The organism is Streptomyces spinosisporus (assembly GCF_022698145.1).
Taxonomy (GTDB): Bacteria; Actinomycetota; Actinomycetes; order Streptomycetales; family Streptomycetaceae; genus Streptomyces; species Streptomyces spinosisporus.
Genome location: NZ_JALDAX010000005.1, coordinates 244,566 through 268,183, shown reverse-complemented (window position 1 = coordinate 268,183; position 23,618 = coordinate 244,566). Strand labels below are relative to the sequence as shown.

The window sequence follows — 23,618 nt, the reverse complement described above, 5'->3', positions numbered from 1 at the left end:
GGAGCCCTCATGCGAGACACCCACCACGGACGCACCACCTCGATCCCGCACGCCCATCCCGGGCCGACCGGAGCGACCAGGTCGACCCACGGCCGCCGGCCGCGCACCGGCACGGAACCCGCGACCGCCCGCAGCGCCCTGGGGCTGCGGTTGGCGCTGTCCGCCGTCTTCCTGCCGCTCTTCGCCGCGGCGACAGTGGCTTTCGCGGTCTGGGCCGCGCATCAGGGTCCCGGCGAGAGCCCGGGCAGTGGCCCGCTGACCGTGCTCGCCGTGGTCTGTGGCGTTCTCGCCCTGATCGCGGCCGCCGACATCGCGGTGGTGACAGTGCGCAGGCGCCGATGCGAGCGCGCCGAACCCCCCGTACGTTCGTAGGCACGACCCGTTCTACAGAGGCGGGAGTTCACTCGTGCTTGCTGTGCCTGCAGCCGACGCAGCCCTCGGTTCCTGGCCCGCCGCCGTCCTCGCCGGGCCGGCCGGCCAGGGAGACCTGCCCGCTGCCCGCGCGCAGATGGGGTTCTCCCTGGCCTGGCACATCGTCGTCGCCTGCCTCGGCGTAGGGCTGCCGGCCCTCACTCTTCTCGCCGAATGGCTGGGCATCCGGCGGAACGATCCGGCGCTGAAGCTGCTGGCGCGCCGCTGGGCGCGGGCCATGGGTGTGCTGTTCGCGGTGGGGGCGGTGTCCGGCACGATCCTGAGCTTCGAGATGGGGCTGCTGTGGCCCGGGCTGATGGGCCGGTTCGGGCAGGTCATCGGACTGCCGTTCGCGCTGGAGGGCATCGCCTTCTTCATCGAGGCGATCTTCCTCGGCATCTACCTCTACGCCTGGGACCGGATGCCGCCCCGCCGGCACCTGCTCACCGGCATCCCCATCGTGGTCGCCGGCATCGCGTCGGCGTTCTTCGTCGTGTGCGCCAACGCCTGGATGAACCAGCCCCGCGGCTTCACCCTGCGCGACGGCAAGGTCGTGGACGTGGATCCCTGGGCGGCGATGCTCAATCCGGCGAGTCCGCCGCAGACGGTGCACATGATCCTGGCGGCGTTCATGGTGGCCTCGTTCCTGACCGCCTCCGTGTACGCGGTCGCCCTGCTCCGCGGCCGCCGCGACGCCTACCACCGGGCCGGATTCGCCATACCGTTCACGCTCGGCGCGGTGGTGGCGCCGTTCCAGATCGTGGTGGGGGACTGGGCCGCCCGCTTCCTGGCGGACTATCAGCCGGTCAAGCTCGCCGCGATCGAGGGCGTCTACCACACGGGCTCGCACGTTCCCCTGACCATCGGCGGCGTCGCGGGCGAGAACGGCCTGGAGTACGGCCTGGAGGTGCCCAACGGGCTCTCCCTGCTGGTCGGTTATCGCACGGACACGGTGGTCGAGGGACTCGACCGGGTACCGCGAGACCAATGGCCCGCGGTCACCGGGGTGCACTGGGCCTTCGACCTCATGGTCGCCGTCGGCTTCTTCCTGCTGGGACTCGGCCTCTGGCTGCTCCTCGCATGGTGGCGCACCCGGCGACGCGGCGGCGGCCTGCTCGACCGGCGCGGCTCCCGGCTGCTGCTCGCCCTGGTGGCGCTCGCCGGTCCGGCGTCCGTGGTGGCACTGGAGAGCGGCTGGAGCGTGACCGAACTGGGCCGGCAGCCATGGATCGTGTACGGGGTGATGAGCGTACGGGACGCGGTGAACCCGGCGCCCGGACTCATGACCGGCCTGTGGCTGGTCCTCGTGGTGTACGCCGCGATGACGGTCGCGACCGTGTACGTACTGCGCCGCCTTGCCCGGGGCACCGCCGTGCCGGTCGCGCCACAGGAGGCGGACGTGCGCGACTATCCCGTGGTCTGACCCGCCTCGCCCGCCTTGCCCGCCTCACCAGTCTGATCCGGATGACCTTGGAGGCCCCGTGCTCGTCGACACCGCCCTGGCCGTCATGTGGATCGGGCTGACCTGTTACGCGCTGTTCGCGGGCGCCGACTTCGGTGCCGGGGTGTGGGACCTGTTCGCCGGGGGTCCGAGCCGGGGTGCGCGGCAGCGCCGGGTCATCGAGCACAGCATCGGGCCGATCTGGGAGGCCAACCACGTCTGGCTCATCTTCGTGATCGTCCTGCTGTGGGCCTGCTTCTCACCGGTCTTCGCGGCCGTGATGTCCACGCTCTACGTGCCGCTGACCCTCGCCGCGCTGGGCATCATCGCCCGTGGCGCCGCCTTCGCCTTCCGCAAGGTCAGCACCGAACTGTGGCAGCAGCGGCTGTTCGGCGCGTCCTTCGCCCTCTCCTCGCTGCTCACGCCGTTCTTCCTGGGAGCCGTCGCGGGCGGCGTCGCCTCCGGACGGGTACCGGCCGGCCTCGCCGAGGGCGATGTGATCACCAGCTGGCTCAACCCGACCTCGGCACTGGGCGGCGTCCTCGCCGTACTCACCTGCGCACACCTGGCCGCCGTCTACCTGTGCGCGGACGTGGCCCGCGAGGGCGACACGGAACTGGCCCGGGCGTTCGCCCGGCGGGCCATCGCCACCGGGCTCGCGTGCGGCGCGGTCGCTCTGGCGGGGATCGCGGTGCTGCACGCGGACGCCCCCGAACTCTTCCACGGCCTCACACACCGCGCCCTGCCGCTGGTGGTGCTCAGCGCGGTCAGCGGCGTGGCCGGCCTCGTACTCCTGGCGACCCGCCACTACCTCACCGCGCGCGTGACCGCCGCACTCGCGGTCGCCGCGATCCTGTGGTCCTGGGGCGCCGCCCAGTACCCGTCCATGCTCGTAGGCAGCCTCACCGCACCCCAGGCCGCCTCCCACCCATCCGTACTCTCCGCCTGCCTCATCTCCCTGGCCTGCGGAGCCGCCCTACTCCTCCCTTCCCTCTGGCTGCTGTACGGCACGTTCCAGCGCACGAGCACGTCGGAGGCGGACCGGGGGGTGGGGCGGTGAGTGGTGGGGGTGCTGAGCGGAGGGGGCTGTTGAGCGGCGAGGGCTGCTGAGCGGCGGGGGCTGTTAGGCGGCGAGGGCTGCTGAGCGGCGAGGGCTGTTGAGCGGTGAGGGCTGCTGAGCCGCGACGGGGTCAGATCTGGCTGAGGTCGATCTCCACCGGGAAGGGCGCCGCCACCTTGAGGACGCCGGTGAACACGTCTCCGTCCCGGTAGGTCTTCGTCGCGGGGTCGAGAACGTAGGTGTACACGAGCGGAACGCCCGTCGCTGCCTGCTCGATCCGCCAGTAGAAGCCGATGCCTGCCTTGGCGTACTGGTCGACCTTGACGATCCGGTCGGTGGTCTCCGAGCCCGGCGACACCACCTCCGCGACCAGCAGGACGTGCTCGGGCCGGGTGGGGGTGATGTCGATCGTGTCTGCACGGTATACGACGACGTCCGGGCGGCGATTGGTGAGCGGGACATCCTGAAGCCGGACGTCGAAGTCCGTGTCGGCGTTCCACTCCGGGCCCGCGGCGGCATCCAGGGCATTCGTCAGAATCCGCGCCAGCCGGTTGTGCCGCTTGGACGCACTCGGACTCACGACGACCATCCCGTCCACGATCTCGATACCGGCGCACTGCTCCTCGGACCAGGACTCGTACACCTCGGCCGTGATCTGCTCATGCATCCACGCCGGGGCCACCATCTCGGCCGTCATGAAGCACCTCCCGGACACTGCGCCACGGATCCGATCCCGCCGGACTCAGCGTACTGTCTGCTCTCCGTCCGGCGTGCTCTTCACCTTCGCCGATCCCTCAGCGGAACAGCCCGGCGAGTACTCTCCTGAAGACCAGGAATGGGGACCCCGCATGATCTCCCGGGAACTGGAGGAGCTGTTGGCGGCTTCACGCTCCCTGCTCTCCGAAGACCACGAACTGGGCATGATGCACAACGCGCCCGTCGGGTACTCCGGCCGCCCTGTCGGGCCCGACCTCCCCGCCGACTACGCGGACTTCCTGAGCAAGTCGGACGGGGGGATCTTCGGCCGCGTCGTCGTCTTCGAGGCGAAGGTCGTCGTCGACGCGCAGTTCTACGCGGATCCCATGGAGGGGGCTCCGGTGCAGCTGAATCGGGACGACTGGTTCTGCTTCGGGAAGATCGACGAGAACCCTGTTTTCCTGCATCGGCCCACCGGTGAAGTGTGGGGATTTCCTGACACCGGTATGACGTGGTGGCAGAGCGAAGCTTTCCGGAAGCTGGCTGACGACCTCGACAGCTTCCTGCTCGACAAGGCCTTCAGCAGCGGCTATCCGGACATCTTCGGGGAGGATCCCGACGACACGTGGCTGAGGGTCCTCCGCGAACTGAACCGCATTCCATAGACGCTACGAGAACGCTTGGGCCTCGCCTACTCCAACTCGCCTCCTCCCACAGGCCAGGCATGGATGGCCGAACCTGGTAAGCTCGGAAGCCGGTCCTCCTGGCGCCGCATCATTGTCAGTGCTGCCTGCTAGTTTGCCCGGTGGAGTGAGACCGGTCAGAGAACCTTCGAGGTCCGCGGTCAAGGGGGGTGGGCACAAAGGTCCCCGGGAGCCACCTCGGGACTATGTTGAAGGCCGTAGATCCCCACCCCCCTCATCCTCCACGAGAGAAGCGGCCGGCACTGCTCGAACCAGCAGAGAGCTGCAACCCAGCCGGCCGCACGAGCCGCGAGCCACACGGCCCGGTCGCTAACGCGCCATCCGCGAGGCACCCGAGAGATCGCTGCCGTCAAAACGGCCCGAACCACGATCGGTCCGGGCCGTTCTGCCTGGTGCCCCCGGCAGGATTCGAACCTGCGACACCCGCTTTAGGAGTTCGATCACTCCTCGGCCCTGCCGGGGAGCCACATGGCCACGCTGGCCATGCCAGGTCGCCTAGGAGTGCTGGCGTCCGGCGCCGTTGATGTCACTTATGGATGTCAGAGCGGCCCAACTGCGCGCGCTCGCTGGCACGATGGTCCCGTGGTTGACCTGGAGCGAATCGCGGCAGAGATCATGGCGTATCTGCGAGCACTCGACGAGAGCGCCACGCTGCGGCACCACTTCCGCCACGCTGACGAAGAAGGCGGCCTCTGGTACATCGAGGCCGTACCCGACCGCGGCGAGTTGATCGTCATCAAGCAGGCCGAGCTGACCTTGGCCGGCGAGCTCCACCGGTACAGCTGGGAGCACCTGGAGGACGAACACGGCGGCCTGACAGACCAAGCGATCGATCCTGAACAGGATCCGCTGGAGGCCATCCCGGCCGAAGAGTTCCTGCGGGTATGGACTCGATGAGCGTGGACAACCACTTTAGGAGCGAGGTTGGGCGACCTCGGGCGTGACCTGGGGTTCCCTGCCTCCAGCGGGATCCGGTGGGAGGCGCTTTGGTGCACCCCGAGTCCCCGTGAGTCCCCGCCTGTTCTGGCACGGATGTGGCACGGCAGCTCTACACACCCAGCGACGCGGCCAGCCGAGCCGTCAGTTAGAGGCTCGCCACTTCGCGTTCTTGGATCGTGGCCTACCGATCATCGTGACCTGACCCTTCTCTCTCAGGCTTTGGAGTGCGGCGATCACCTGATGCTGGGCGAGCCCTGTACGCCCCTCAATCTCGGAGCGCGAAACTTCTTCTCGCCCGATGGCATTTAGGACCTGTTGCTGCAAGGGAGAGAGGCGGATATCTTCTGGTGGCTCCGCATGGCGAATTTCTTCACTTTCTTCCGGCTCGTTAACGGAGAACTCGCCTTGAGAGGGAAGTGTGCCAGCTAGATGATAAGTGGCAGCGCCACGTGTCCCTTGCAGTTCGATCAAATGCCGGTCGACTAGTTCTTTTAGCTCCCGGGTGGCGGCGCGGCTGTCTTGAATTCCTGTCGCCATTCGATATGCACTATTAGTCATGATCGCGCCATTTCGCATTGTGACAAGCGCGGTCATCTGCGATCGAGTAAGAGGGAGGTTGTCCAGGCTTTGCAGCCATGTCAATGCCTCTTCATCAAGCAGAGTGTGGTTCGGGAATTCGGCCGTAAACGAGGCAATGTCATCAAGGAAGCGCGGTGGCTCCATACCTGCCTCGATGAGCGCTACTCGAATACGAGTGATTCCGCTGCCGCGATTTTCGCACACCATGTGACCGTCTCCGTATGGTGTGTCCTCAAGAATCTTGAGCAATGCCTTGTTGCGAGATGATGAGACGGTGCTAGTGCCAAGGGAGCTAACTTCGACAGGTCCATATAGACCGCCGGGGTTGCGAATGACTAGCCGGTCAGGATACATCTCCACCTGAACCTGCATTCCTCGCGCATGCTCTGAGTAGTCACGGTGAACCAGAGCGTTCACCAGGGCCTCTCGAAGGACTTCCTCGGGATACTCCCACTCATCTACGCGGTAGATGCCTGTAACGATGCTCCGGCGCTTCATGTTCCGCTTCAAGACGCGGATACACTCACTGACCATCGTAGGAATGGGGCCGTCGATTGCCCGATTTTCCGTGAATCGCTCGCCAACTGCGCCGAGGATTCCAGGCTCACTGGTCGGATATGCCACGAAGGTCAGATCGAGCTGGGGCTCGTATGTCTGAGGATACTCGCCGAATGCGAGCAGGCCGGCTAGGGTTGGAACGATCCTCCCTTCGTGTGACCTGAGAACGTTGAGCATTGTCAAGGCCCGCTCATCGTCGACCCTTCGGAAGATCTCCCCCTTGGTGTCTCGTACGCGACGCAGGAATGAGGAGAGCAACTCTTGATTCATGTCTGACGGACTTGCCGTGGGAATTGGGGCCGTATCGTGGCGAGGCTCGGTACGATTGGATAGAAGGACTGACACTTCGTAGTCAGTAAACTTCCTATCCCCGTCGGCAACTCGTATGCGCGACCCTGCATACGGGCCGAGATTCCGTTTGTAGCAAGGTCGCTGGTCGCGGGGAATCGGCGGAATATAGCTAGTGATTACGGATCTGTCGTCGACCTGGACGGTGGCGATTTCAGATCTGACGGGCGGCTCCATTTCTGAGCACACCGCAGCAAGTTGGGATTCGATTTGTGCAGGCGCATCAACTCCGACGATCCGGAAGTCCCGCTTCTCATCTACTCCGAGAATGATCCAGCCGCCCTGGGCATTCGCTAGAGCGCTAATGCTTTCCCACAAGGTGTGCGGAAATCCGTGTTGCGACTTCTTGACCTCGCAGGTGCTGTGATCTCCGCCAAGGTTCCTGCACTCTTCTAGCAGTGCCTCCAGCTCTGCTGTGTCCATCTTGCCTCCCGCTCTGCCCGACCAGGGTGCACCCAGGGGTGCATCTGTAGACTCTACAGATAGATCTGTAGTCGTCTGTAGACGCCAGCAGGTCACACACGCTCTACACAAGCTTCCTAGGTCGGCGGAGCGGCTTTGGGCTGGAGCTGCTTTGGCGCGAGTGATCATGGCCCCGTAAGCTTCCGGCGCGTCGGGCAGTCTGTGGACCTGCCCGGTAAAGCACGACGTTGGGGCCATGATCTTCGAGGCTCGCGCCAAAGTGGCTGCCTAAAGCCGTGGAGCCGACCGCCCCGGCCACGACGTGTTCTGACCTCATGCCGCCAGGCCAACCTTCACCAGGGCGCGCGTCGGCGCAGCGCGGGCGGAGCGGGCCGAAGGCAGGAGCGGCGCCCGGAGCGGAGCCGGGAAGCGCGCCCGGCGGAGCGGAGCGCAGCCGGGGCTTGAACCAGTAGAGAAAGTTGTAACTCAGTCGGTTGCGTGAGTTGCGTGGGGCTTGAAGTCGTATGCGCAGGCTGGGAGTTCGCCGTCTTGGCGGTGTGCGAGCGGCAGGAAGAACACGGGGCGAATCGTCCAGGCGATGCGAGTGCTGGCCTGGGTTACTGACACCTCGCACGGCTCGGCACGCATGAGGGCCTTCCTCGTTGCTACGCGGCCGTCATACAGCCACGTCCATGCCTCCTGGGAGGCATCGGTATCGAGTGCTGGTGAGAGGGCGCGGAGTGCTACCGCGATCCATCGGTCTGCCTGGGCGGCGCTGTAGGCGTCGAAGGATGCCCGGAGTGCCGGCCGTATCTCGTCGCTGGTGAGGTCCTCGGTCCAGCACTCGCACCAGTAACCCCACTGCGGTTTGTCCATCAGCACGGGTGGCCCCCTCGGCGCTGGCCCGCGAAAAGCTCCGCGGTGACCGTATGGCCGTTGTCGCTGTCGTGGACCACCACCCGGTGAGCGATGACGCTGACCATGCCCAGGCCCCGGCCGTGCTCAGCCTCCTGGTCCTGGTGCTCGACCTTCGGGGCCGTGCCGGTGCCGCCCTCGTCTGTCACCGAAAGGGCGATCACCTGCGGCGATACCGCCACCGCCAGATGGAAGCTGCCGCGCTCCCGTCCACTCGCCGTGTGCAGGATCGCGTTCGCGCTGAGCTCGCTCACGATCAGTTCGGCGTCCTCCGCCAAGGGCGAGCCGCGCAGGATGTCGCGGGTCCAGCGGCGGGCTCGGCTGACCTCTTCCGGAAATCCTGGGCAAGAGAGGCCCCAGACCCGGGCTGTACTCGTATACTCGTGCATACAAGTTCCTTCATGCTGGTAGGCCGCCATGTGCAGCGGGTTCGGGCTAGACGAGTTTCACGCCATCGTGGGCGCGGATGGCCGGCGGGGATGCCGCGTCGAGTGCGTCCAGGACGCGGATCGCGTATGCCTCGTCGGCAAGGTCGGAGACTTCTTCGCGGGTGGCCCAGCGCAGGGCGCGGGTCTCGTCGCCGGTGGTGGGCACGCCGTCGGCGGCTTCGCAGCGGAAGACGAGCGAGACGATCAGACCCGTCATGTTCTTGTAGACGCCGGTCAGGGTCGCGGGAAGTGCGATCTTGATGCCGGTCTCTTCGAGGACTTCGCGCTGGAGGGCCTCGGGGATGGTCTCCTCGGGTTCGAGGACGCCGCCCGGGGGTTCCCACTTGCCGTTGTCGCGGCGCTGGATCAGGAGGGCCCGGTTCTGGGCGTCGACGATCACTCCGGCGACGCTCACGGAGTGCGGACGGTCGGTGCTCACGTTCCTCGGCCCTCTCGGCTGGCTAGGCTCTCCACCGTAGCAACAAGACTCGCCCACACGTCTAGATACCTAAAGGAGTACGCGCGTGAGCCCTCTTCCTTCCGGCCTCCTCGGCGACCTGGACCCCACGAGCGATCGTGCGGTCTTCCGGCAGATCGCCGACCAGCTGCGCGAGGCCATCGACCGCGGGCGATTCCACGAGGGCGACAAGCTGCCCTCGGAAGCCGACCTTGTCGATCACTACGGGGTATCCCGTATGACGGTCCGAAACTCCTTCTCCATCCTCCAGGGGGAAGGGCTCGTGCATGCCGAGCACGGCAAGGGCGTCTTCGTCCGGCCCCGTCCGCCCGTGCGGCGTCTCGCCTCCGACCGGTTCGCCAGGCGGCACCGGGAGCAGGGCAAGTCCGCCTTCATCGTGGAGGCCGACGCCGCCGGCAGTCACCCGCAGGTCGACTCGCTGGAGGTCAAGGAGGAGAAGGCCAGTCCGGACGTCTCCGCACGGCTCGGTTCCGTGCGGCGGGTGCTGGCCCGGCGGCGGCGGTATCTGCTGGACGGGCGGCCGGTCGAGTTCGCCACGTCCTTCCTGCCGCTCGACATCGCCCGCGGTACGCAGATCGCCGAACCGAACCCCGGGCCTGGCGGCATCTATGCCCGCCTCGAAGAACTGGGCCACCGCCTCGACCACTTCGAGGAGGAGATCCGCGCCCGGATGCCCTCTCCGGCCGAGGTGAAGACGCTCCGGCTGGCCTCCGGCGTCCCGGTCATCCACCTCATCCGCACCGCCTTCGACGGTGAGGGGCGAGCTGTCGAGGTCTGCGACACGGTGATGGCTGCTGACGCATACGTGCTGTCGTACCAGCTTCCGGCGACCTGACTCATCCTGGTTTGCGGTGGTGCGCGGGGGCGATTCCCGGACTCGTACACCCCAACACGCTTACTCGTATAGACGAGTGGGCAAGTTGTGATGCATAGTGGTCCACGCGTTCCCGGCATCGGGTTCGCAGGATGCTACATGTATAGACGAGTAGATAGGGGAAGTTCCTTGCGTACCATCCGTGTTGAGACCTCGGCCGCGACGATCCTGCTGACCGAAGCTCCCGAGAAGAAGGTCCGCGACCGGCAGACGGGCGAGATCGCCAAGGACGCCGTCAGCGGGGAAGCGCTCATGACGATCGGCGTCGTCCACATCGAGGACGGCGAGTCGTCGCTGTTCAAGGTCACCATCCCGGAGAGCGGGGTGTCCGAGGGGCTGGCGCTGGGTTCGCCGGTCTCGCTGCCGGGGCTGGTCGCCCGGCCGTGGGAGAGCGTCTTCAACGGGCAGAAGCGGCACGGGATCGCCTTCCGCGCCGCCGCTGTCACCCCGGCCGCCTTCCCGGTGGTCACCGAGGCGCCCGCCGAGGACGCCGCCTGATGTCCGACCTGACGACGCTCCTGGAGGTGGGTGGTCCCCTCGCCGCGCTCGGCGGCGGGGCCGCCTACGCCCGGGCCAAGCACCCGGGCGTGTACTGGTCCACCGTCGGCCTGCCGATATCCACGGTCCGGCTCCTCGGCTCGTACGGCTCGGTCATGGAGGCGTGCGGGCTGACCGTGGCGCCGTCCCGGCTGCGGGTCCTCGCGGTCAAGGCCACCACTCGGCGGGAAGTGCGGCCCGTTCCGCCGCGCCGGGGCCTGATCCGGCCCACCTCGACCGGGCTGCGGATTCGACTCCGCCTCGCTCCCGGGCAGGAACCCGCCGACGTCGCCGCCTCGGCCGAACGGCTGCGGCACGCCTGGGGCGTGCACGCCGTGTACGTCTCCACCGTCAAGCCGGGTGTCGTCGAACTGCGGCTCGTCGGCTTCGACGTCCTGCGGCGCGTACGGATGCCCCGCAAGGTCGGCGGCGGGCACCTGCGCATCCCGGTCGCCCTGCGCGAGGACGCCACGCCCTTCGTCCGCGACTACCGCACCATTCCGCACCAACTCACCCTCGGCGCCACGCTGTCCGGCAAGTCCATGTACCTGCGCCACCTGATCACAGGACTCGCCCGGCAGCCGGTCGCCCTCGTCGGCATCGACTGCAAGCGCGGTGTGGAGCTGGCGCCGTTCGCGGCCCGGCTCTCCGCCCTCGCCACCGACCCGGAGCAGGCGGCCGAGCTGCTGCCCGCTCTCGTCCAGGAAATGGAGGACCGATACGACCTGATCAAGGCCCGGCAGGGCATCGCCCCGAGCACTCCCGACGAGGAGATCACCTCCGACATCTGGGGCCTGCCCGAGCGCGAACGCCCCACGCCGATCGTGCTGTTCGTCGATGAGGTCGCCGAACTCTTCCTCGTCGCCACGAAGAAGGACGAGGAGCGGCGCGATGAGATGGTCACCCAGCTCATCCGGCTCGCCCAGCTCGGCCGCGCCGCCGGCGTCTACCTGGAGGTCTGCGGCCAGCGCTTCGGCGCCGAACTCGGCAAGGGTGCCACCATGCTCCGGGCCCAGCTCACCGGCCGCGTCTGCCACCGCGTCAACGACGAAGCCTCCGCCAAGATGGCGCTCGGCGACATCGCCCCGGAAGCCGTCACGGCTGCCTGCGGCATCGCCCCCGAACGTCCCGGCCTGGCCGTCGCCGGGGACACCTCCGGCGGCTGGTCCCGCATCCGCACCCCGTACCTCTCCCTCGGCGACGCCGCCGAGATCTGCCGCGCCTCCGCGCACCTGGTCCCCGAACTGGCCGCACTCAAGCCCTTCCGACCCGAGGTGCCCGTAGGACCGATCGAGGCCCCGGCCCCGCTCGTGAAGCGGCGCCCGGTGACCGACTGATCCACCGTTCCCACCCGGTCGGCGTGACCGCCTCGCGCCATGTCCCTACCCCTGCCATGCCTGAACCCGAAAAGGAGCCGCATCATGCGCGCCCTGCTGGCCCGTGTCGACGCGGTGCTCGTCCAGGCGCTCATTGCCGCCGCGCTGTCCTTCGCCCACCTGCACGACATCGCTGCGGCGGCCGGACAGGACGGGTGGAAAGCGTGGGCCTACCCGGTCTCGGTCGACCTGCTCCTCGTCGCCGCCTGGCGCCGACTGCGCTCCGGGGGAGGCAAAGCGTCGTCCTGGTGCTGGTTCGTCATCGCGCTCACCGCGTCCCTCGGCGCCAACGTCGCCACCGCCGGACTGCTCGACATGCACCAGGTGCCGGCCTGGCTGCGCATCCTCGTCGCGGGCTGGCCCGCGATCGCCTTCCTCGGCGGCACGCTGCTCGCCCACTCCGCCCCGGCCGTCGAGCCGGACGACGGCCCCGAACCCGCCGTCGAGGTCGTCGAAGGCCAGCAGGACGCACCCGAATCCGCCCCTGAGCCACCCGCCCAACCGGCCATCGAAGCCCCGTCCGAGCGTCCGACCGTCTCGGTCCCGACCGTTCCGGTCCCGGCCGCCCTGGTCGAACATGCCCGCAAGGTCGCCGCCGAACACCACACACGTACCGGCACGCCGATCGACACCCCAACCCTCCGTGCCCGCCTCGGCGTCCCGGCTCCCGTAGCCGAAGCCATCGCCGCCCGACTCGCCTGAACAGGGAGGAACCATGCGACTCTTCTGCTTCAACACCGCCGCCGACAACGTCGAAGCGGCCCGACAGATGGCCGCTACCGGCCGCCCGGCCCTGGCCCGCCTCCTCGCCGAAGAGGCCACCGACCGCGCCTCCGATCCCGCCGAATCCGCCCGCATCCTGCGCGAGTTCCCCGGCCCGAGCCTGCGGCAAGAGGACTGACCATGACCGCCAACCGCCGCTTCCGCAGCGTCACCCGCATCGGCCCCGTCCAGGTCGGCACCTCCTACGACGGCCGGGGCCGGGAGAAGCACACCGCCGCCTGCACCGCCCCGCGCTGCGGCTTCTCCGCCGACTACGACAGCCGCGCCGCCGCCGAACTGGCCGCCCGCACCCACCGCTGCCCCGTCCGCTGAAAGGACCAGCCGCCCCGTGACCGTCAGCCTCCCGCTCGTCTTCGTCCTCGGCTTCTTCGCCTGGGGAGCGGTCAAGTTCCTCGGCGTCCGTACCTGGGTCGTCGTCCTGATCGCCCTCTTCGGCTTCTGGCTCTCCCACACCTTCATGGCGCCCGCCATCGAGTCCGGCACACGCTCGGGCGTGGACGTCATAAACGGCTCGCATGACTAGACGAGTAGATGAGAAAGGGTTCGCCGTGTTCCTGCCCAAGTACCCCGACAGCCCGACCCCGCCGCCCGCGCACACCCACACACCGACCGACCCGACGCCCGTACAGCGCCCGCTGCCGTCGGTGTCCATCGACCGCAACGCCGGGGCCGCGCTGGTCGTCGGCGGAGTCGTCCTCACCGCGCTCCTGGCCACCGTCGCCGTCACGGCCATCTCCGTAGCCGTCGCCGCCGTCGTCCTGCGCTCCCAGCTCCGCGAACACCACCGGCGCTGACCGGACTTCCGGCCGCCGGGGCGACGGCATACGGCCAAGCATTTCGCCGCCCCGGGGCCGTTCCTACCGACCGAGCCAGTCAGAAGGAGAACGCCATCTTCACCCGCTCCACTCCGGCCCCTCTCCCGGAAGTCGCGAACCTGGCCGCACAGGGCACGCTCCCGGGTATCCTCCGCCAGCTCTCCGGCCTCGGCGGCTGCACGCATCCCATCCGCCTGGACGGCCACCGCACCGAGTACGGCGTCGACACCACCACCGGCGAGATCGGCGCCGTCCTCCACCACCTCGACTCGACCAGCCTCCCGGCCGGCCAACTCCTCGTCCGCTGCAACAACCGCCGCACCACCCGCTGTGCGGCCTGCGCCGAGGTCTACCGCCGCGACACCTTCCACCTGATCACCTCGGGCCTACGCGGCGGCAAGGGCACCCCGGAACACGTCGCCGCCCACCCCCGCGTGTTCGCCACCTTCACCGCCCCGAGCTTCGGCCCGGTCCACAACCGCCCGTCCAGCGGGCGCACCTGCCGCTGCGGCATCCACCACGACCAGGACGACGACGCACTCGGCACCCCACTCAACCCAGACGCCTACGACTACGACGCTGCCGTGCTCTGGAACGCACACGCGGGCGCACTGTGGCGGCGCTTCTCCATCGCCCTGCGCCGCGAGGTCGCCAAGCGGGCGGGCCTGTCGCAGCGCCGGTTGCGCGAACACGCCCGGGTGTCCTTCGCCAAGGTCGCCGAATACCAGAAGCGCGGCGCCGTCCACTTCCACGCGGTCATCCGCATCGACGGTTCGACCGGCGGAGACTCCCCGCCCCCGCCCTGGGCGACCGCCGAGCTGCTGACCGACGCCATCCGCACCGCCACCGCCAAGGTCCGCGTGGACGGCCCGGCCGTCGACGACCGCACCCACACCTTCACCTTCGGCCGCCAACTCGACGTCCGCACCATCCGATCCGCCGACTTCAACGACGGCCAGGAACTCACCGAACGCGCCGTCGCCGCCTACATCGCCAAGTACGCCACCAAGGGCGCCGAAACCGCGACGGGAGCTCTCGACCGCCCCCTGAAGTTCGCCGCCGAACTCGCCCAGCTCGACATCAGCGACCACGCCCACCGTCTCGTCCGAACCGCCTGGACGCTGGGCGCCCGCAAGAGCCTCGAACACCTCCGCCTACGCGCCTGGGCCCACATGCTCGGCTTCCGCGGCCACTTCTCCACCAAGTCCCGCCGCTACTCCACCACCCTCGGCGCCCTCCGCAACGCCCGCGCCGAATGGCGCCGGGTAGAAGCCGCAGCAGCCACGGCCAACGGCCGCGAGACCGAGACGACATACGTCCTCGCCCACTGGGTCTTCGCCGGAACCGGCCTGTCCTCCGCCGAAGCCTGGCTTGCCGCATCCCTCGAACCCGCCCCCGGAACGGAAGGAGAACCCACCCGTGCATGACGAAGAGCTGCTGACCGTGGCAGACGTCATGACTCGTCTGAAGCTCGGCCGATCGACGGTCTACGACCTGATCCGTTCCCGGCGGCTTCCTTCCATCACGATCGGCCGTTGCCGACGCATTCCGGCGCGGGCCCTGCGCGACTACATCACCAACGAACTGGAGGCGGCCGCCTGATGGCCAAGCAGCGCAAGAAGAATCCCAACGGCGCCGGCACCATCACCAAGCGCAAAGACGGCCGTTTTCAGTGCGCGGTCTACGTGCTCCAGCCGGACGGCACCCGCGCCCGGAAGTTCGCCTACGGCAAGACCTGGGCGGAGTGCGACGCGAAACGCCGCGAGCTGCTCGACAAGGTCGACCAGGGCGTGCCCGTGCCCACTCGATCGGCCAAGCTCGGGGAATGGCTGCCGTACTGGCTGGACAACGTCATCAAGCCGCGCCGGAAGCTGAGCACGTACGACAAGTACGAGGCGCACGTACGCCTCTACCTGGTGCCCCACCTCGGCGCGAAGCGGCTCGAATCCCTGGCCGTCGCCGATGTTCGTCGCTTCCTCGTCCGCATGGAGAAGGAGACCACCGCGGCGACTGCCAAGGAATCGCACCGAATCCTCCGCTCGGCTCTGTCCTCAGCGTGCCGAGAGGAACTGATCGCCCGCAACGTCGCCAAGCTCGTCGAGCCGCCCCGCACCGACACGAAGGAGCTGAATCCCTGGACCCTCGACGAGACGCTCGACTTCCTCGCCGCCTCCCGCAAGGACCCGCTCTACGCGGCCTTCGTCCTCGCCATCGCAATGGGCCTCCGCCGGGGAGAGATCATCGGCCTTCGTTGGGCTGACCTCGATCTCGACAACACGTCCTCTACGTCCGTCACCAGACTCAGCGTCGCCGTGGCGTCTTGTACGACGACGACCCGAAGAGCCGCCGTCGCCGTGTCGTACCGCTGCCCGCCCTCTGCATCGCGCCCCTGCGCTGGCATCGCTTGAAGCAGGCGGACGCCCGAGCCAAGGCGGGGGAGAGGTGGCGGGAGTCGGACTACGTCTTCACCACCCGCACCGGCCGCCCGGTCGAGCCGCGCAACGTCTACCGCTCCTTCACCCGTGTCGCCGAGTCCGCCGGCCTCCGCGTCATCCGGCTGCACGACGCTCGCCACGGCACGGCCACCCTCCTCACGGCGGCCGGGGTCGCGCCCCGGGTCGTGATGGAGATCCTCGGGCACTCTCAGATCAGCATCACCATGGACGTGTACACGCACGTCGTCCAGGACACCCAGCGCGAGGCCATGAGCCACATGGACCGGCTTCTGCGAACGCGGCGCCCCGGTCGTGAGTGATCGCCCTCGTTGATGTCAGAAGTGGATGTCAAAGGCCCCGGACCATGATCGGTCCGGGGCCTTTTGCCTGGTGCCCCCGGCAGGATTCGAACCTGCGACACCCGCTTTAGGAGAGCGGTGCTCTATCCCCTGAGCTACGAAGGCGGGGCTTGCGTGAGGCGTTGGTGGGGGCACTGGGTGAGTGTCCACCCTCGCTGCGGCAAGGTCGGCGACCGTCGCTGAGGGCGGTCCCTGACAGGGTAGCGGATCAGCGTGGGGTGGTGGGGTGGGGCTGGGGGGCTCGGTCCGTCGGTGACTCCGAGCCTGTCGGCGACTCTGCGCCTGTCGGCGGCTCTGAGTCTGTCGGTGACTCTGAGTCCGTTGGCGACTTTGAGTTCGCTGTGTTGGATGCTCCCCGCAACCCCCCTCCTAGTGATACCTTCTCGAAGGAATTTTTTCGTGAGCTCGGCCGTGCGCCGGGCGTCGAGGGGGAGGTCGTCTGAATGGCCGTGGTGGCAGGCGGGGGGCGTTGGCCCGCGTATCTCGTGTTCTGCGATGTCGACGAGACGTTGATCGGCTGCAAGAGCATGTTCGAGTTTCTGCGGTTCCAGTTGGTGCGGCGGTACGGGCAGGAGGGGGAGGAGCGGTACCGGTGTGTCGCGGGTGAGTTGCGGCGGCAGTCCGCCGAGGGGGCGCCCCGGGAGGACGTCAACCGGGCCTACTACCGCTCGTACGCCGGTGAGAGCGCGGCCGAGATGGCGGTGCTCGGGCGGGAGTGGTTCTCGCTCGCGTCCGTCGACCCGGGGTTCTTCATCGCGTCCACCGTCGCCGAACTGGAGCGGCACCAGGCCGCCGGCGCCGAGGTCGTGCTCGTCTCCGGCTCCTTCGCGCCGTGCCTCGATCCGGTCGCCGAGCGCGTCGGCGCCCAGCACGTCCTGTGCACCTCGCCCCTCGTGGCCGGCGGCCGCTACACCGGCGACGTGTCCGAACCCGTGATCGGCGAGGGGAAGCGGGCGGCCGTGCTGCGCATGCTCGCCGAGTACCCGGGGGTCAACCCGCGCGACTGCTACGCCTACGGCGACCATCCCTCCGACTTCCCCATGCTCGACTGCGTCGGACACCCCCGGGGCGTCGGCGACGCTCCCGCCGTACGGGCCTATCTCGACCGGCGGGCGGAGCCGGTCGACGCAGCCGTCTCCGGGTGCGCTGTCGCCTGCTGGTCCATGGGCCGCGACGAGCACTCCGAGGCCTGCTCGCAGGAGTGTGCGCTGCCACTGGGGTGAGGCGCCGATCGGTGAAGGGCGGTTGGTTCGGGGACGGTCGGGCTCAAGCCCCCCCGTCCCCGAACTCGTTTGCCGCGCTTGCCGCGCCGCCGCGCTTGTTCGTCTGCTTCATCTGCTTCGTCTGCCTCGACTGCGCTCAGTCGATGCTCCGGCAGATGTGCGGCTCCAGTCCGGCGTCGTCGGCGTCTCCCGCCAGCCGTAGAACGGGCCTCTCCGGCTCCGGAACGGTACTCGGCAGATACCGGTTGCCGTCGTGGTGCGCAGAGGCGGGACCTCCGTTGGTGGCCATCATCCTTCTCCTTCTCCAGGTGCGGCAGTACGGCCGCGCTACCTCGGTCCGGCCAGTGCGGGCTCCCGATCCGGGGCCGGGGCGGTTGTCCGGCCGGGGATCCTCGGCGGGAGGGCGTGCCGGGTCGGGGCCCAGCGGAGGAGGGCCGAGCCCACCGACATGCCGCCGCCGAAGGCGGACAGGACGGTCAGGTCGCCCTCGGTGAACAGGCCCCGGCGGTGCGCCAGATCGAGGGTGATGGGGACGGAGGCGGCGCCCGTGTTGCCGTGCAGGGCCAGCGCCAGGTGCATACGGGCCGAGTCAAGGCCGAGCGTGGGCCAGACCTCGGCCAGCATCACGCCGTTGGCCTGGTGCGGCACGAAGTGGCGGACCGCGCGGGCCGGTACGTCCGCCTTGGCCAGCAGCGCGCGGACCGCACCGGGCAGGTTCTCGTGCACGAAGCCGCGCACCCCGCGCCCGTCCATCGTGAACCAGTGCGCACCCTCCGCCAGCGTCTGCGCCGACGCCGGCCGCCTGCTGCCGCCCGCGGGCACGCTGATCAGCCGGTGCTGGTCGCCGCGCGTGGTCAGGCTGGTGGTGATGCCGCCGGTGGCCGCAGGCACCGGGCCGAGCACCACCGCCCCGGCCCCGTCCCCGAACAGGATGGCCGTCTTGCGGTCCGCCGGGTCCAGGATGCGGGAGTAGACGTCCGCGCCGATGACGAGGGCGTACGGCCCCTGCCCGGCGTTCGCCGGTTCGGCGCGCAGCATGCGTTCGGCCGCCGTCAGCGCGAACATGAAGCCGCTGCAGACGGAGTTGACGTCGAAGGCCGCGGCCCGGCGGGCCCCGATCAGGTCGGTCACGATCGCCGCCGTGGCCGGTTGCGGGTGGTCCGGTGTGGAGGTGGCGACCACGACGTACGTGATCTCGTCGGCGTGCAGGCCCGCCTGGGCGAGCGCCTGCCGGGCCGCCTGCGCCGCCAGGTCCGAGGTCGCCTCGTGGGTGGCGGCGCGGTGCCGTCGTCGTATGCCCGTCTTGCGTTCGATCCACTCCGCGGTCACCCCCGCCGCCGCGCCGACCTCGTCGTTGTCGACGACGGTGGCGGGCAGGTAGGAGCCGGTCGCGATGATGCCGATCGGGTTGTGGTCCATGCTCGGTCTCTCCTGAGAAGTGTCGGACTGTCGATGTGCAGGACTGTCGGTGTGCAGGACTGTCGAAACGTCGGACTGTGCGAAGGGGTGGGTCAGTTGGCCGGTGTCGTGGTGAACTCGCCGAAACTCGGGCCCTGCAGCTTCAGTTGGGCGTGGATGTCGCCGCCGAGGCCGAAGTGGCCGATGGCGCCGCCGTAGTTCTGCTGGTAGCTCATCCACAGCACGACGACGTTGATCACCCGGTTCGCGCCGGGGGTGCCCGGCGCCGGGAAGGGGTGGGGCAGGGTCGCCCGGTAGTGGGCCATGCCGTTGCTGTCGCTGATGAAGGCGTTCGGCACGCCGAGCGGGCCGGGGCGGGTCGGGCCCGCCGGGTCGAGGTCGTGCTCGCGCAGGGACATGACGGTGTAGAGGCTGTCCGGGATCAGGCCGGTGAAGGCGAAGGAGAAGTCGGCGCTGCGCCGGTGCGCCGGCACATGCACCTCCAACTGGCCGCGTGCCTTGGCCCATTGGCCCAGCGTGATCGGTTCGCGCACCTTCGGCCCGTCCTCCTCGCGCAGGTCCGGGATCGGCGCGCCGTGCAGCGGGTAGCTGGGGCGCCGCACGTCGTGGGCGTCGGGGCGCTGCTCGGGGGCGAAGAGCATCGGGTAGTTGTTGCAGGGCAGGGGGAGGGGCAGGGTGTAGAGCTGGACCTGCGCGTCCGGGCCGATGGGGTCGGTGAGGTCGAGTTCGCGGACGATGTCGTACGGCAGGTTGCGGCCGAGCGGTGGCAGGGGGCTGTCGGGGGAGACCACGGCGCCGCCCCACTCGGAGACGGTGGTGCCGTCGGGGCCGGGGCGGTTGACGCGGCCGATGACGACGAAGTCGCCGTTCTCGTCCACGATCTCGCTCGGCGGGTACAGCGGGCCCTGGGTGGTGACGCTCAGGTCGTAGGTCCGGGTCATGGGGGCGGCCGCGACGGGTGCGGCGGTCATGGGTGAGACGGTCATGGCGGGTGCTCCAGGAAGAGGGGCGGGTGCTCCAGGTGGAAGGGCGGGTGGTCCAGGTGGAGGGGCGGGTGCTCCAGGTGGAGGGCGGCCGGTGAAGGGTGGGCCGGCCGGCGGGGCCGTATGCGAGCGGCCGGCCGCGGGACGCCTTGCTGGAGGGTCGCGTGGCCGGCCGTCGGGGGGAGGGGCACAGTGGGTCAGGCGGCGGTGACGCGCTCGTAGATGCGGGTGTACAGGCCGTTGTCGCCCCCGGTGATGTAGGTGTCGCCGGCCTCGCGGACGATCTGCTGGTAGCGGGGGGAGGTGAAGGCCTCCAGGTACGTCGCCGGGTCCGCGTCGAAGCCGGACACGAACATCACGCCGGGCTCGGTGCTGGCCAGCGAGTGGAAGGCCTGGAAGCTCTTGACCTCGTCCGAGGTGCGTACGACGTCGAAGATGGTCTCCTCGCGCCAGGCCCGGTACTGCCGGTAGACGCGCGGCACGACCTCGACGTGCCGCATCTGCACGTACCGCGTGTCCGGCAGGGCGCCGGCGGCCGGCTTGGGTGCCTCGACGAACTGCAGGAACTGGCGTCGGAAGTCGCCCTCGCCCAGCGGGCCGACGGCCTCCCACAGCTTCCACCAGTCGGCGCGCAGTTCCTCCATGCGCTCGAAGCCGTCCAGCGGGGCGAGTTCGAGGACCGAGTTGCTCTCCAGTCCGCGGTAGAGGACGCGGCCCGCGAAGCCGGACGCGTCGTTGTGACGCTGCCAGGCCTCGGCGACGGCGTCGATCTGCTCGGGCTTGGCGAACAGCTCGGTGGCGGTGATGAGGGCGGCGGAAGCGGACATGACGTTTCTCCTTGGATGTGGGTCCGGCTGCGTGAAGGGGTGGGTCTTGCTCTGCAAGTGCTGTGCGTACGTGGGGAGTTGAGCGAAAGGCGGCTCAGGCGCCGACCAGCACCGGGTGTCCGGTGGCCGCGGCCCCCGCCGCCGCAGCCGCCTGCTGCGCGATGCGTACCGTGTGCTCGACGGCGTGCTGCGCCCTGCGGTGCTCCTTGGCCTCGATGACCGGCGCGTCGAAGGCCGTGTAGGTCACGGTCGTGATCGAGGCGCGGCGACCCGCCTGGTGCAGGGAGATCTCGGCGGCGAAGGAGAGCCGGTCCGGGTCGTCCAGTTCGGCCCGGAGGGTGTGGTAGACGATCGTGGCGTCGAGCGGGAAGAGGAAGTTCTCGAAGTCGGTGTTCAGGGACTCGATGACGTAGTAGTACGACCGGTCGAGATGGCGCGAGGCGTGGTAGCGCTCGCTGACCGCGAGGAACATCTGCCGGGCCGCCTCGACGGCGACCATGCCCTGGACGTGCTCGCCGGTCTGGTGGTCGATGAGCAGCTCGTTGTCGTTGTGGACGCGCAGGGTCGCGGAGAACAGGTCCTCGCCGTCCCGCCTGAGGTCGGCTATGAGGGTGTTGCAGCTTCGGTGCTTGTGGGCCTCGCCGCGGGCGGCCAGCGCCGGCTCGCGGAAGTCGAAGTCCAGCCGCTCGGCGAGGCCCAGCAGCAGGGCCTGTTCGCGCACCAGCTCCCACTCGTGGCGGGTGACGCCCTGACCGGCGCGGACGCGGATCGGATGGGTGTCCCAGGAGTACACCCCGAGGCGCATCTCGTCGGTGAACTGCGTGACCGTGAGCACGTCTGCGTGCGCGGCGAATCCGGCAAAACGGTCACCGACGAGCAGCAGCGTCCTGGGGTTGGCTGTGGCTGACATGCGTTTCTCCTTGATGGGGCGGCCGGGCCCGACGGGTGGCCGCAGACGGGAGGAGTCTCGAAACAGATACAGCTGACATGCGGGCCTGCCGCCTCTTCCGCACCGGTTTCTCCGGGGTGGCGGGGCCGATGTGAAGAACGTAGAGCACCCCGGGCGTCGACGCAACCATCTAGTTGGTTTTTTAGAACTATCCAGTTGGTTTCCCGGTGGACTAGTCTCGTCCCATGGCTGAGACACCCAAGGGACAGCAGACCCGCGCCAAACTGCTGGAGGCCGCCGAGGCGGAGTTCTCCGAGCACGGTCTCGCGGGTGCGCGCGTGGACCGCATCGCGGAGCGCTCCGGCGTCAACAAGCAGCGGATCTACGCCTACTTCGGCAACAAGGAAGCCCTGTTCGCCGCCGTGATGGCCAAGGTCTACGCGCACATGTCCGAGGCCGTCCCCATCCCCACCACGGAGGAGGGGCTGCGCTCCTACGTCGGCGAGGTCTTCGACTACCACCGGCAGTCCGACCTGGTGCGGCTGCTGGCCTGGGAGGGGCTGCACTACCGCGACCGGCCGATCCCGGACGAGAAGGAGCGCGAGGCGTACTACGTCCACAAGACGGCCGCGCTCAGCCTCGCCCTCGGCATCGACGACCCCACCTCGGCGGCCCGGGCGCTCATCGCCCTGATCGGCGTGGCGTCCTGGCCGTTCATCGTGCCGCAGCAGCGCCGGCTGATGCTGGGGCCGGACGGCGACACCGAGTCGGGGTGGGCGCTGCTGCGGGCCAGTGTCGTCGCGCACGGGCACTCGATCATCGACAACGTCCTGCAGGGGTCGGTCTGAGGGTCTGGCTGCGGCAGGGGCCGCCGGGGTGACCTCACGGGCCCGCCGGGGTGACCTCAAGGGACCGTGAAGCAAGGGAGTTCGGCAGCGTCCGGGCTCCCTTTTGCGTTTCTTTTCTGTGTCCGTCCCTGCTGGTCAGGAGCGTGCAACCATCTAGTTGGTTCTCAAAAACCAACTAGATGGTTGCATGCATTCCCGAACCCGGCTACCTTCTTCCTCGTCAGGCGAACCCGATCGACCCGGGCCGCCCGATTCATCTGACACCTCGTCAATCAGGGGCGCTGCCCCGGGAATTGAGGAAGCCGTGGACAGCACCGCCCCCGCCACCAACCCCGCCACTGCCCCCGTCATCGTCGTCAGCGGCGCCACCGGCGGCATGGGTTCCGCCGTAGTGGAGGAGCTGGCCCGGTCCGATGCCACCGTCGTGATGCTCGGCCGGGACGCGGGCCGCCTGGAGCGGACCCGGACCGAGATCGACGCCCGCACCGGCGGCGCCGGCCGACTCGTGGCGTACGAGACGGACATCAACTCCGCCGCCTCCGTGGACGCCACGGCCGCCGCCCTGGTCGCCGAGCTCGGCCGGGTCGACGGGCTGGTGCACACCGCCGGCGACGGTCCGCTGGCGCCGCTGGAGGAGGCCACCGACGCGATGTGGCAGGCCACCTTCAACGGCAAGCTCATGGGTGCGGTCCGGCTCACCCGGGCGCTGGCCGGTCCGCTGGCCGCGGCCGACGGCGGTTCGGTCGTGCTGGTCAGCGGGGTCTTCCGCAAGGACCCCGACCCGCTCTTCCCGGTGAACAGCGCGGTCAACGCCGCCCTCGCGGCCTTCGCGAAGGCGGTCTCGAAGGATCTGGGGCGCAAGGGGGTCCGGGTGAACGTGCTCGACCCCGGCGCCGTGCGCACCCCGCTGTGGGACGAGATCGCCAAGGCGATCGGCGACCGCACCGGCGCCACCGCCGAGGAGGTCAGCGCCCAGGTCGCCGCCGGGACCCCGCTCGGCACGCTCGCGGAGCCGGCCGACGTCGCCCGGCTGACCGCCTTCCTTCTCTCACCGGCCGCCCGTCACATCACGGGCGCCGCGCTCACCCTGGACGGCGGTGCGTCGGCCGGCCTGTGACCGCCCACCCCACGTCCGGCACACCCCGCCTCACGTCCGGCACACCCCTCCGCACACCGCGCACTTCTCCGTAGGCCGCGCACCTCTCCACGCGCCGCGCACGCCTCCGTGCCGCGCATCCCCCCGAGCGCTGCGCATCCAACCGAGCGCCGCGCACGCCTCCGCGCTTCGCAC

28 protein-coding genes, 1 tRNA gene and 1 pseudogene are annotated in these 23,618 nt (G+C 69.1%); 19 read left to right on the top strand and 11 right to left on the bottom strand.

Going from position 1 to position 23,618, the window contains the following annotated elements:
• Positions 1 to 9: 9 nt before the first annotated feature.
• The 3 genes from MQN93_RS15790 to MQN93_RS15780 are packed head-to-tail and all read left to right on the top strand — an operon-like array spanning position 10 to position 2,912.
• Complete coding sequence (locus MQN93_RS15790) at positions 10 to 372, top strand: DUF6343 family protein (protein ID WP_242709953.1); 363 nt, start codon at positions 10 to 12, stop codon at positions 370 to 372.
• Positions 373 to 406: 34 nt separating this feature from the next.
• Positions 407 to 1,834 carry a cytochrome ubiquinol oxidase subunit I gene (locus MQN93_RS15785; protein ID WP_242709952.1) on the top strand — a complete coding sequence of 476 codons (1,428 nt, stop codon included), beginning with the start codon at positions 407 to 409 and terminating at the stop codon, positions 1,832 to 1,834.
• Between the two features lie 58 nt (positions 1,835 to 1,892).
• Positions 1,893 to 2,912 (top strand): cytochrome d ubiquinol oxidase subunit II, encoded by a 1,020-nt coding sequence (locus tag MQN93_RS15780; protein ID WP_242709951.1) that lies wholly within the window; start codon positions 1,893 to 1,895, stop codon positions 2,910 to 2,912.
• Between the two features lie 130 nt (positions 2,913 to 3,042).
• Here the strand turns inward: MQN93_RS15780 and MQN93_RS15775 are convergent, their stop codons facing one another.
• On the bottom strand, positions 3,043 to 3,609 hold the full coding sequence (locus tag MQN93_RS15775; RefSeq protein WP_242709950.1) for a Uma2 family endonuclease: 567 nt from the start codon (positions 3,607 to 3,609) through the stop codon (positions 3,043 to 3,045).
• 73 nt (positions 3,610 to 3,682) lie between these two features.
• On the opposite strand from MQN93_RS15775, the gene MQN93_RS15770 reads away from it, so the two are divergent.
• Together MQN93_RS15770 and MQN93_RS15765 are read left to right on the top strand one after the other, a co-directional pair.
• A complete protein-coding gene (locus tag MQN93_RS15770; protein ID WP_242709949.1) occupies positions 3,683 to 4,273 on the top strand; it encodes a hypothetical protein in 591 nt (196 codons plus the stop codon).
• A gap of 621 nt (positions 4,274 to 4,894) precedes the next feature.
• Positions 4,895 to 5,209, top strand: a complete 315-nt coding sequence (locus MQN93_RS15765) for a hypothetical protein (protein WP_242709948.1) — start codon at positions 4,895 to 4,897, stop codon at positions 5,207 to 5,209.
• A 183-nt stretch (positions 5,210 to 5,392) separates the two neighbouring features.
• Here MQN93_RS15765 and MQN93_RS15760 read toward each other — a convergent pair whose 3' ends face one another.
• The 4 genes from MQN93_RS15760 to MQN93_RS15745 all read right to left on the bottom strand — a co-directional run bounded on the left by MQN93_RS15760 (position 5,393) and on the right by MQN93_RS15745 (position 8,896).
• The gene (locus tag MQN93_RS15760) at positions 5,393 to 7,159 is read right to left on the bottom strand and encodes an ATP-binding protein (protein ID WP_242709947.1); all 1,767 of its coding nucleotides are present in this window, start codon (positions 7,157 to 7,159) and stop codon (positions 5,393 to 5,395) included.
• Positions 7,160 to 7,624: 465 nt separating this feature from the next.
• Entirely contained in the window at positions 7,625 to 8,014 is a 390-nt protein-coding gene (locus MQN93_RS15755; RefSeq protein ID WP_278190855.1) for a hypothetical protein, read from the bottom strand.
• Positions 8,014 to 8,442: an ATP-binding protein gene (locus tag MQN93_RS15750; protein ID WP_242710168.1), complete on the bottom strand. Its 429-nt coding sequence runs from the start codon at positions 8,440 to 8,442 to the stop codon at positions 8,014 to 8,016. Before MQN93_RS15750 ends, MQN93_RS15755 begins: the two co-directional genes overlap by 1 nt.
• Positions 8,443 to 8,488: 46 nt before the next feature.
• Positions 8,489 to 8,896, bottom strand: a complete 408-nt coding sequence (locus MQN93_RS15745; protein ID WP_242710167.1) for an NUDIX hydrolase — start codon at positions 8,894 to 8,896, stop codon at positions 8,489 to 8,491.
• Positions 8,897 to 9,005: 109 nt separating this feature from the next.
• Here MQN93_RS15745 and MQN93_RS15740 point away from each other — a divergent pair, with 109 nt between their 5' ends.
• From MQN93_RS15740 to MQN93_RS15690, 11 genes and pseudogenes are all read left to right on the top strand, one after another.
• Positions 9,006 to 9,794 carry a GntR family transcriptional regulator gene (locus MQN93_RS15740; RefSeq protein ID WP_242709945.1) on the top strand — a complete coding sequence of 263 codons (789 nt, stop codon included), beginning with the start codon at positions 9,006 to 9,008 and terminating at the stop codon, positions 9,792 to 9,794.
• 168 nt (positions 9,795 to 9,962) lie between these two features.
• A complete protein-coding gene (locus MQN93_RS15735) occupies positions 9,963 to 10,331 on the top strand; it encodes an SCO3933 family regulatory protein (RefSeq protein WP_242709944.1) in 369 nt (122 codons plus the stop codon).
• Positions 10,331 to 11,707: an FtsK/SpoIIIE domain-containing protein gene (locus tag MQN93_RS15730; protein ID WP_242709943.1), complete on the top strand. Its 1,377-nt coding sequence runs from the start codon at positions 10,331 to 10,333 to the stop codon at positions 11,705 to 11,707. The genes MQN93_RS15735 and MQN93_RS15730 overlap by 1 nt, the downstream gene beginning before the upstream one ends.
• An 84-nt stretch (positions 11,708 to 11,791) precedes the next feature.
• Positions 11,792 to 12,448, top strand: a complete 657-nt coding sequence (locus MQN93_RS15725; RefSeq protein ID WP_242709942.1) for a DUF2637 domain-containing protein — start codon at positions 11,792 to 11,794, stop codon at positions 12,446 to 12,448.
• Between the two features lie 13 nt (positions 12,449 to 12,461).
• A complete protein-coding gene (locus tag MQN93_RS15720) occupies positions 12,462 to 12,647 on the top strand; it encodes a hypothetical protein (protein WP_242709941.1) in 186 nt (61 codons plus the stop codon).
• A gap of 2 nt (positions 12,648 to 12,649) precedes the next feature.
• Positions 12,650 to 12,841, top strand: a complete 192-nt coding sequence (locus MQN93_RS15715) for a mobile element transfer protein (RefSeq protein ID WP_030673588.1) — start codon at positions 12,650 to 12,652, stop codon at positions 12,839 to 12,841.
• A gap of 16 nt (positions 12,842 to 12,857) precedes the next feature.
• Positions 12,858 to 13,052: a hypothetical protein gene (locus MQN93_RS15710; protein WP_240869941.1), complete on the top strand. Its 195-nt coding sequence runs from the start codon at positions 12,858 to 12,860 to the stop codon at positions 13,050 to 13,052.
• 25 nt (positions 13,053 to 13,077) lie between these two features.
• The gene (locus MQN93_RS15705) at positions 13,078 to 13,323 is read left to right on the top strand and encodes a SpdD protein (RefSeq protein ID WP_242710166.1); all 246 of its coding nucleotides are present in this window, start codon (positions 13,078 to 13,080) and stop codon (positions 13,321 to 13,323) included.
• Positions 13,324 to 13,463: 140 nt separating this feature from the next.
• A complete protein-coding gene (locus tag MQN93_RS15700; RefSeq protein ID WP_242710165.1) occupies positions 13,464 to 14,771 on the top strand; it encodes a replication initiator in 1,308 nt (435 codons plus the stop codon).
• On the top strand, positions 14,764 to 14,946 hold the full coding sequence (locus MQN93_RS15695) for a helix-turn-helix domain-containing protein (RefSeq protein ID WP_242709940.1): 183 nt from the start codon (positions 14,764 to 14,766) through the stop codon (positions 14,944 to 14,946). Before MQN93_RS15700 ends, MQN93_RS15695 begins: the two co-directional genes overlap by 8 nt.
• Positions 14,946 to 16,099 (top strand): annotated as a pseudogene (locus tag MQN93_RS15690) (tyrosine-type recombinase/integrase). Before MQN93_RS15695 ends, MQN93_RS15690 begins: the two are co-directional and overlap by 1 nt.
• A gap of 68 nt (positions 16,100 to 16,167) precedes the next feature.
• Here the strand turns inward: MQN93_RS15690 and MQN93_RS15685 are convergent.
• Positions 16,168 to 16,243, bottom strand: a tRNA-Arg gene (locus tag MQN93_RS15685).
• Between the two features lie 338 nt (positions 16,244 to 16,581).
• On the opposite strand from MQN93_RS15685, the gene MQN93_RS15680 reads away from it, so the two are divergent.
• The gene (locus MQN93_RS15680; RefSeq protein WP_242709939.1) at positions 16,582 to 17,361 is read left to right on the top strand and encodes an HAD family hydrolase; all 780 of its coding nucleotides are present in this window, start codon (positions 16,582 to 16,584) and stop codon (positions 17,359 to 17,361) included.
• 136 nt (positions 17,362 to 17,497) lie between these two features.
• Here MQN93_RS15680 and MQN93_RS15675 read toward each other — a convergent pair whose 3' ends face one another.
• The 5 genes from MQN93_RS15675 to MQN93_RS15655 all read right to left on the bottom strand — a co-directional run bounded on the left by MQN93_RS15675 (position 17,498) and on the right by MQN93_RS15655 (position 21,500).
• Entirely contained in the window at positions 17,498 to 17,653 is a 156-nt protein-coding gene (locus MQN93_RS15675) for a hypothetical protein (protein WP_158693335.1), read from the bottom strand.
• A gap of 35 nt (positions 17,654 to 17,688) precedes the next feature.
• Positions 17,689 to 18,780, bottom strand: a complete 1,092-nt coding sequence (locus MQN93_RS15670) for a 3-oxoacyl-ACP synthase III family protein (RefSeq protein WP_242709938.1) — start codon at positions 18,778 to 18,780, stop codon at positions 17,689 to 17,691.
• Positions 18,781 to 18,872: 92 nt separating this feature from the next.
• Entirely contained in the window at positions 18,873 to 19,766 is an 894-nt protein-coding gene (locus tag MQN93_RS15665; protein ID WP_242709937.1) for a hypothetical protein, read from the bottom strand.
• A gap of 194 nt (positions 19,767 to 19,960) precedes the next feature.
• A complete protein-coding gene (locus MQN93_RS15660; RefSeq protein WP_016436516.1) occupies positions 19,961 to 20,590 on the bottom strand; it encodes a hypothetical protein in 630 nt (209 codons plus the stop codon).
• A 94-nt stretch (positions 20,591 to 20,684) separates the two neighbouring features.
• Entirely contained in the window at positions 20,685 to 21,500 is an 816-nt protein-coding gene (locus tag MQN93_RS15655) for an AfsA-related hotdog domain-containing protein (RefSeq protein ID WP_016436515.1), read from the bottom strand.
• A 224-nt stretch (positions 21,501 to 21,724) separates the two neighbouring features.
• On the opposite strand from MQN93_RS15655, the gene MQN93_RS15650 reads away from it, so the two are divergent.
• Together MQN93_RS15650 and MQN93_RS15645 are read left to right on the top strand one after the other, a co-directional pair.
• Positions 21,725 to 22,327, top strand: a complete 603-nt coding sequence (locus MQN93_RS15650) for a TetR/AcrR family transcriptional regulator (RefSeq protein WP_016436514.1) — start codon at positions 21,725 to 21,727, stop codon at positions 22,325 to 22,327.
• 304 nt (positions 22,328 to 22,631) lie between these two features.
• Positions 22,632 to 23,444: an SDR family NAD(P)-dependent oxidoreductase gene (locus MQN93_RS15645; RefSeq protein WP_242709936.1), complete on the top strand. Its 813-nt coding sequence runs from the start codon at positions 22,632 to 22,634 to the stop codon at positions 23,442 to 23,444.
• The last annotated feature ends 174 nt before the right edge of the window (positions 23,445 to 23,618 follow it).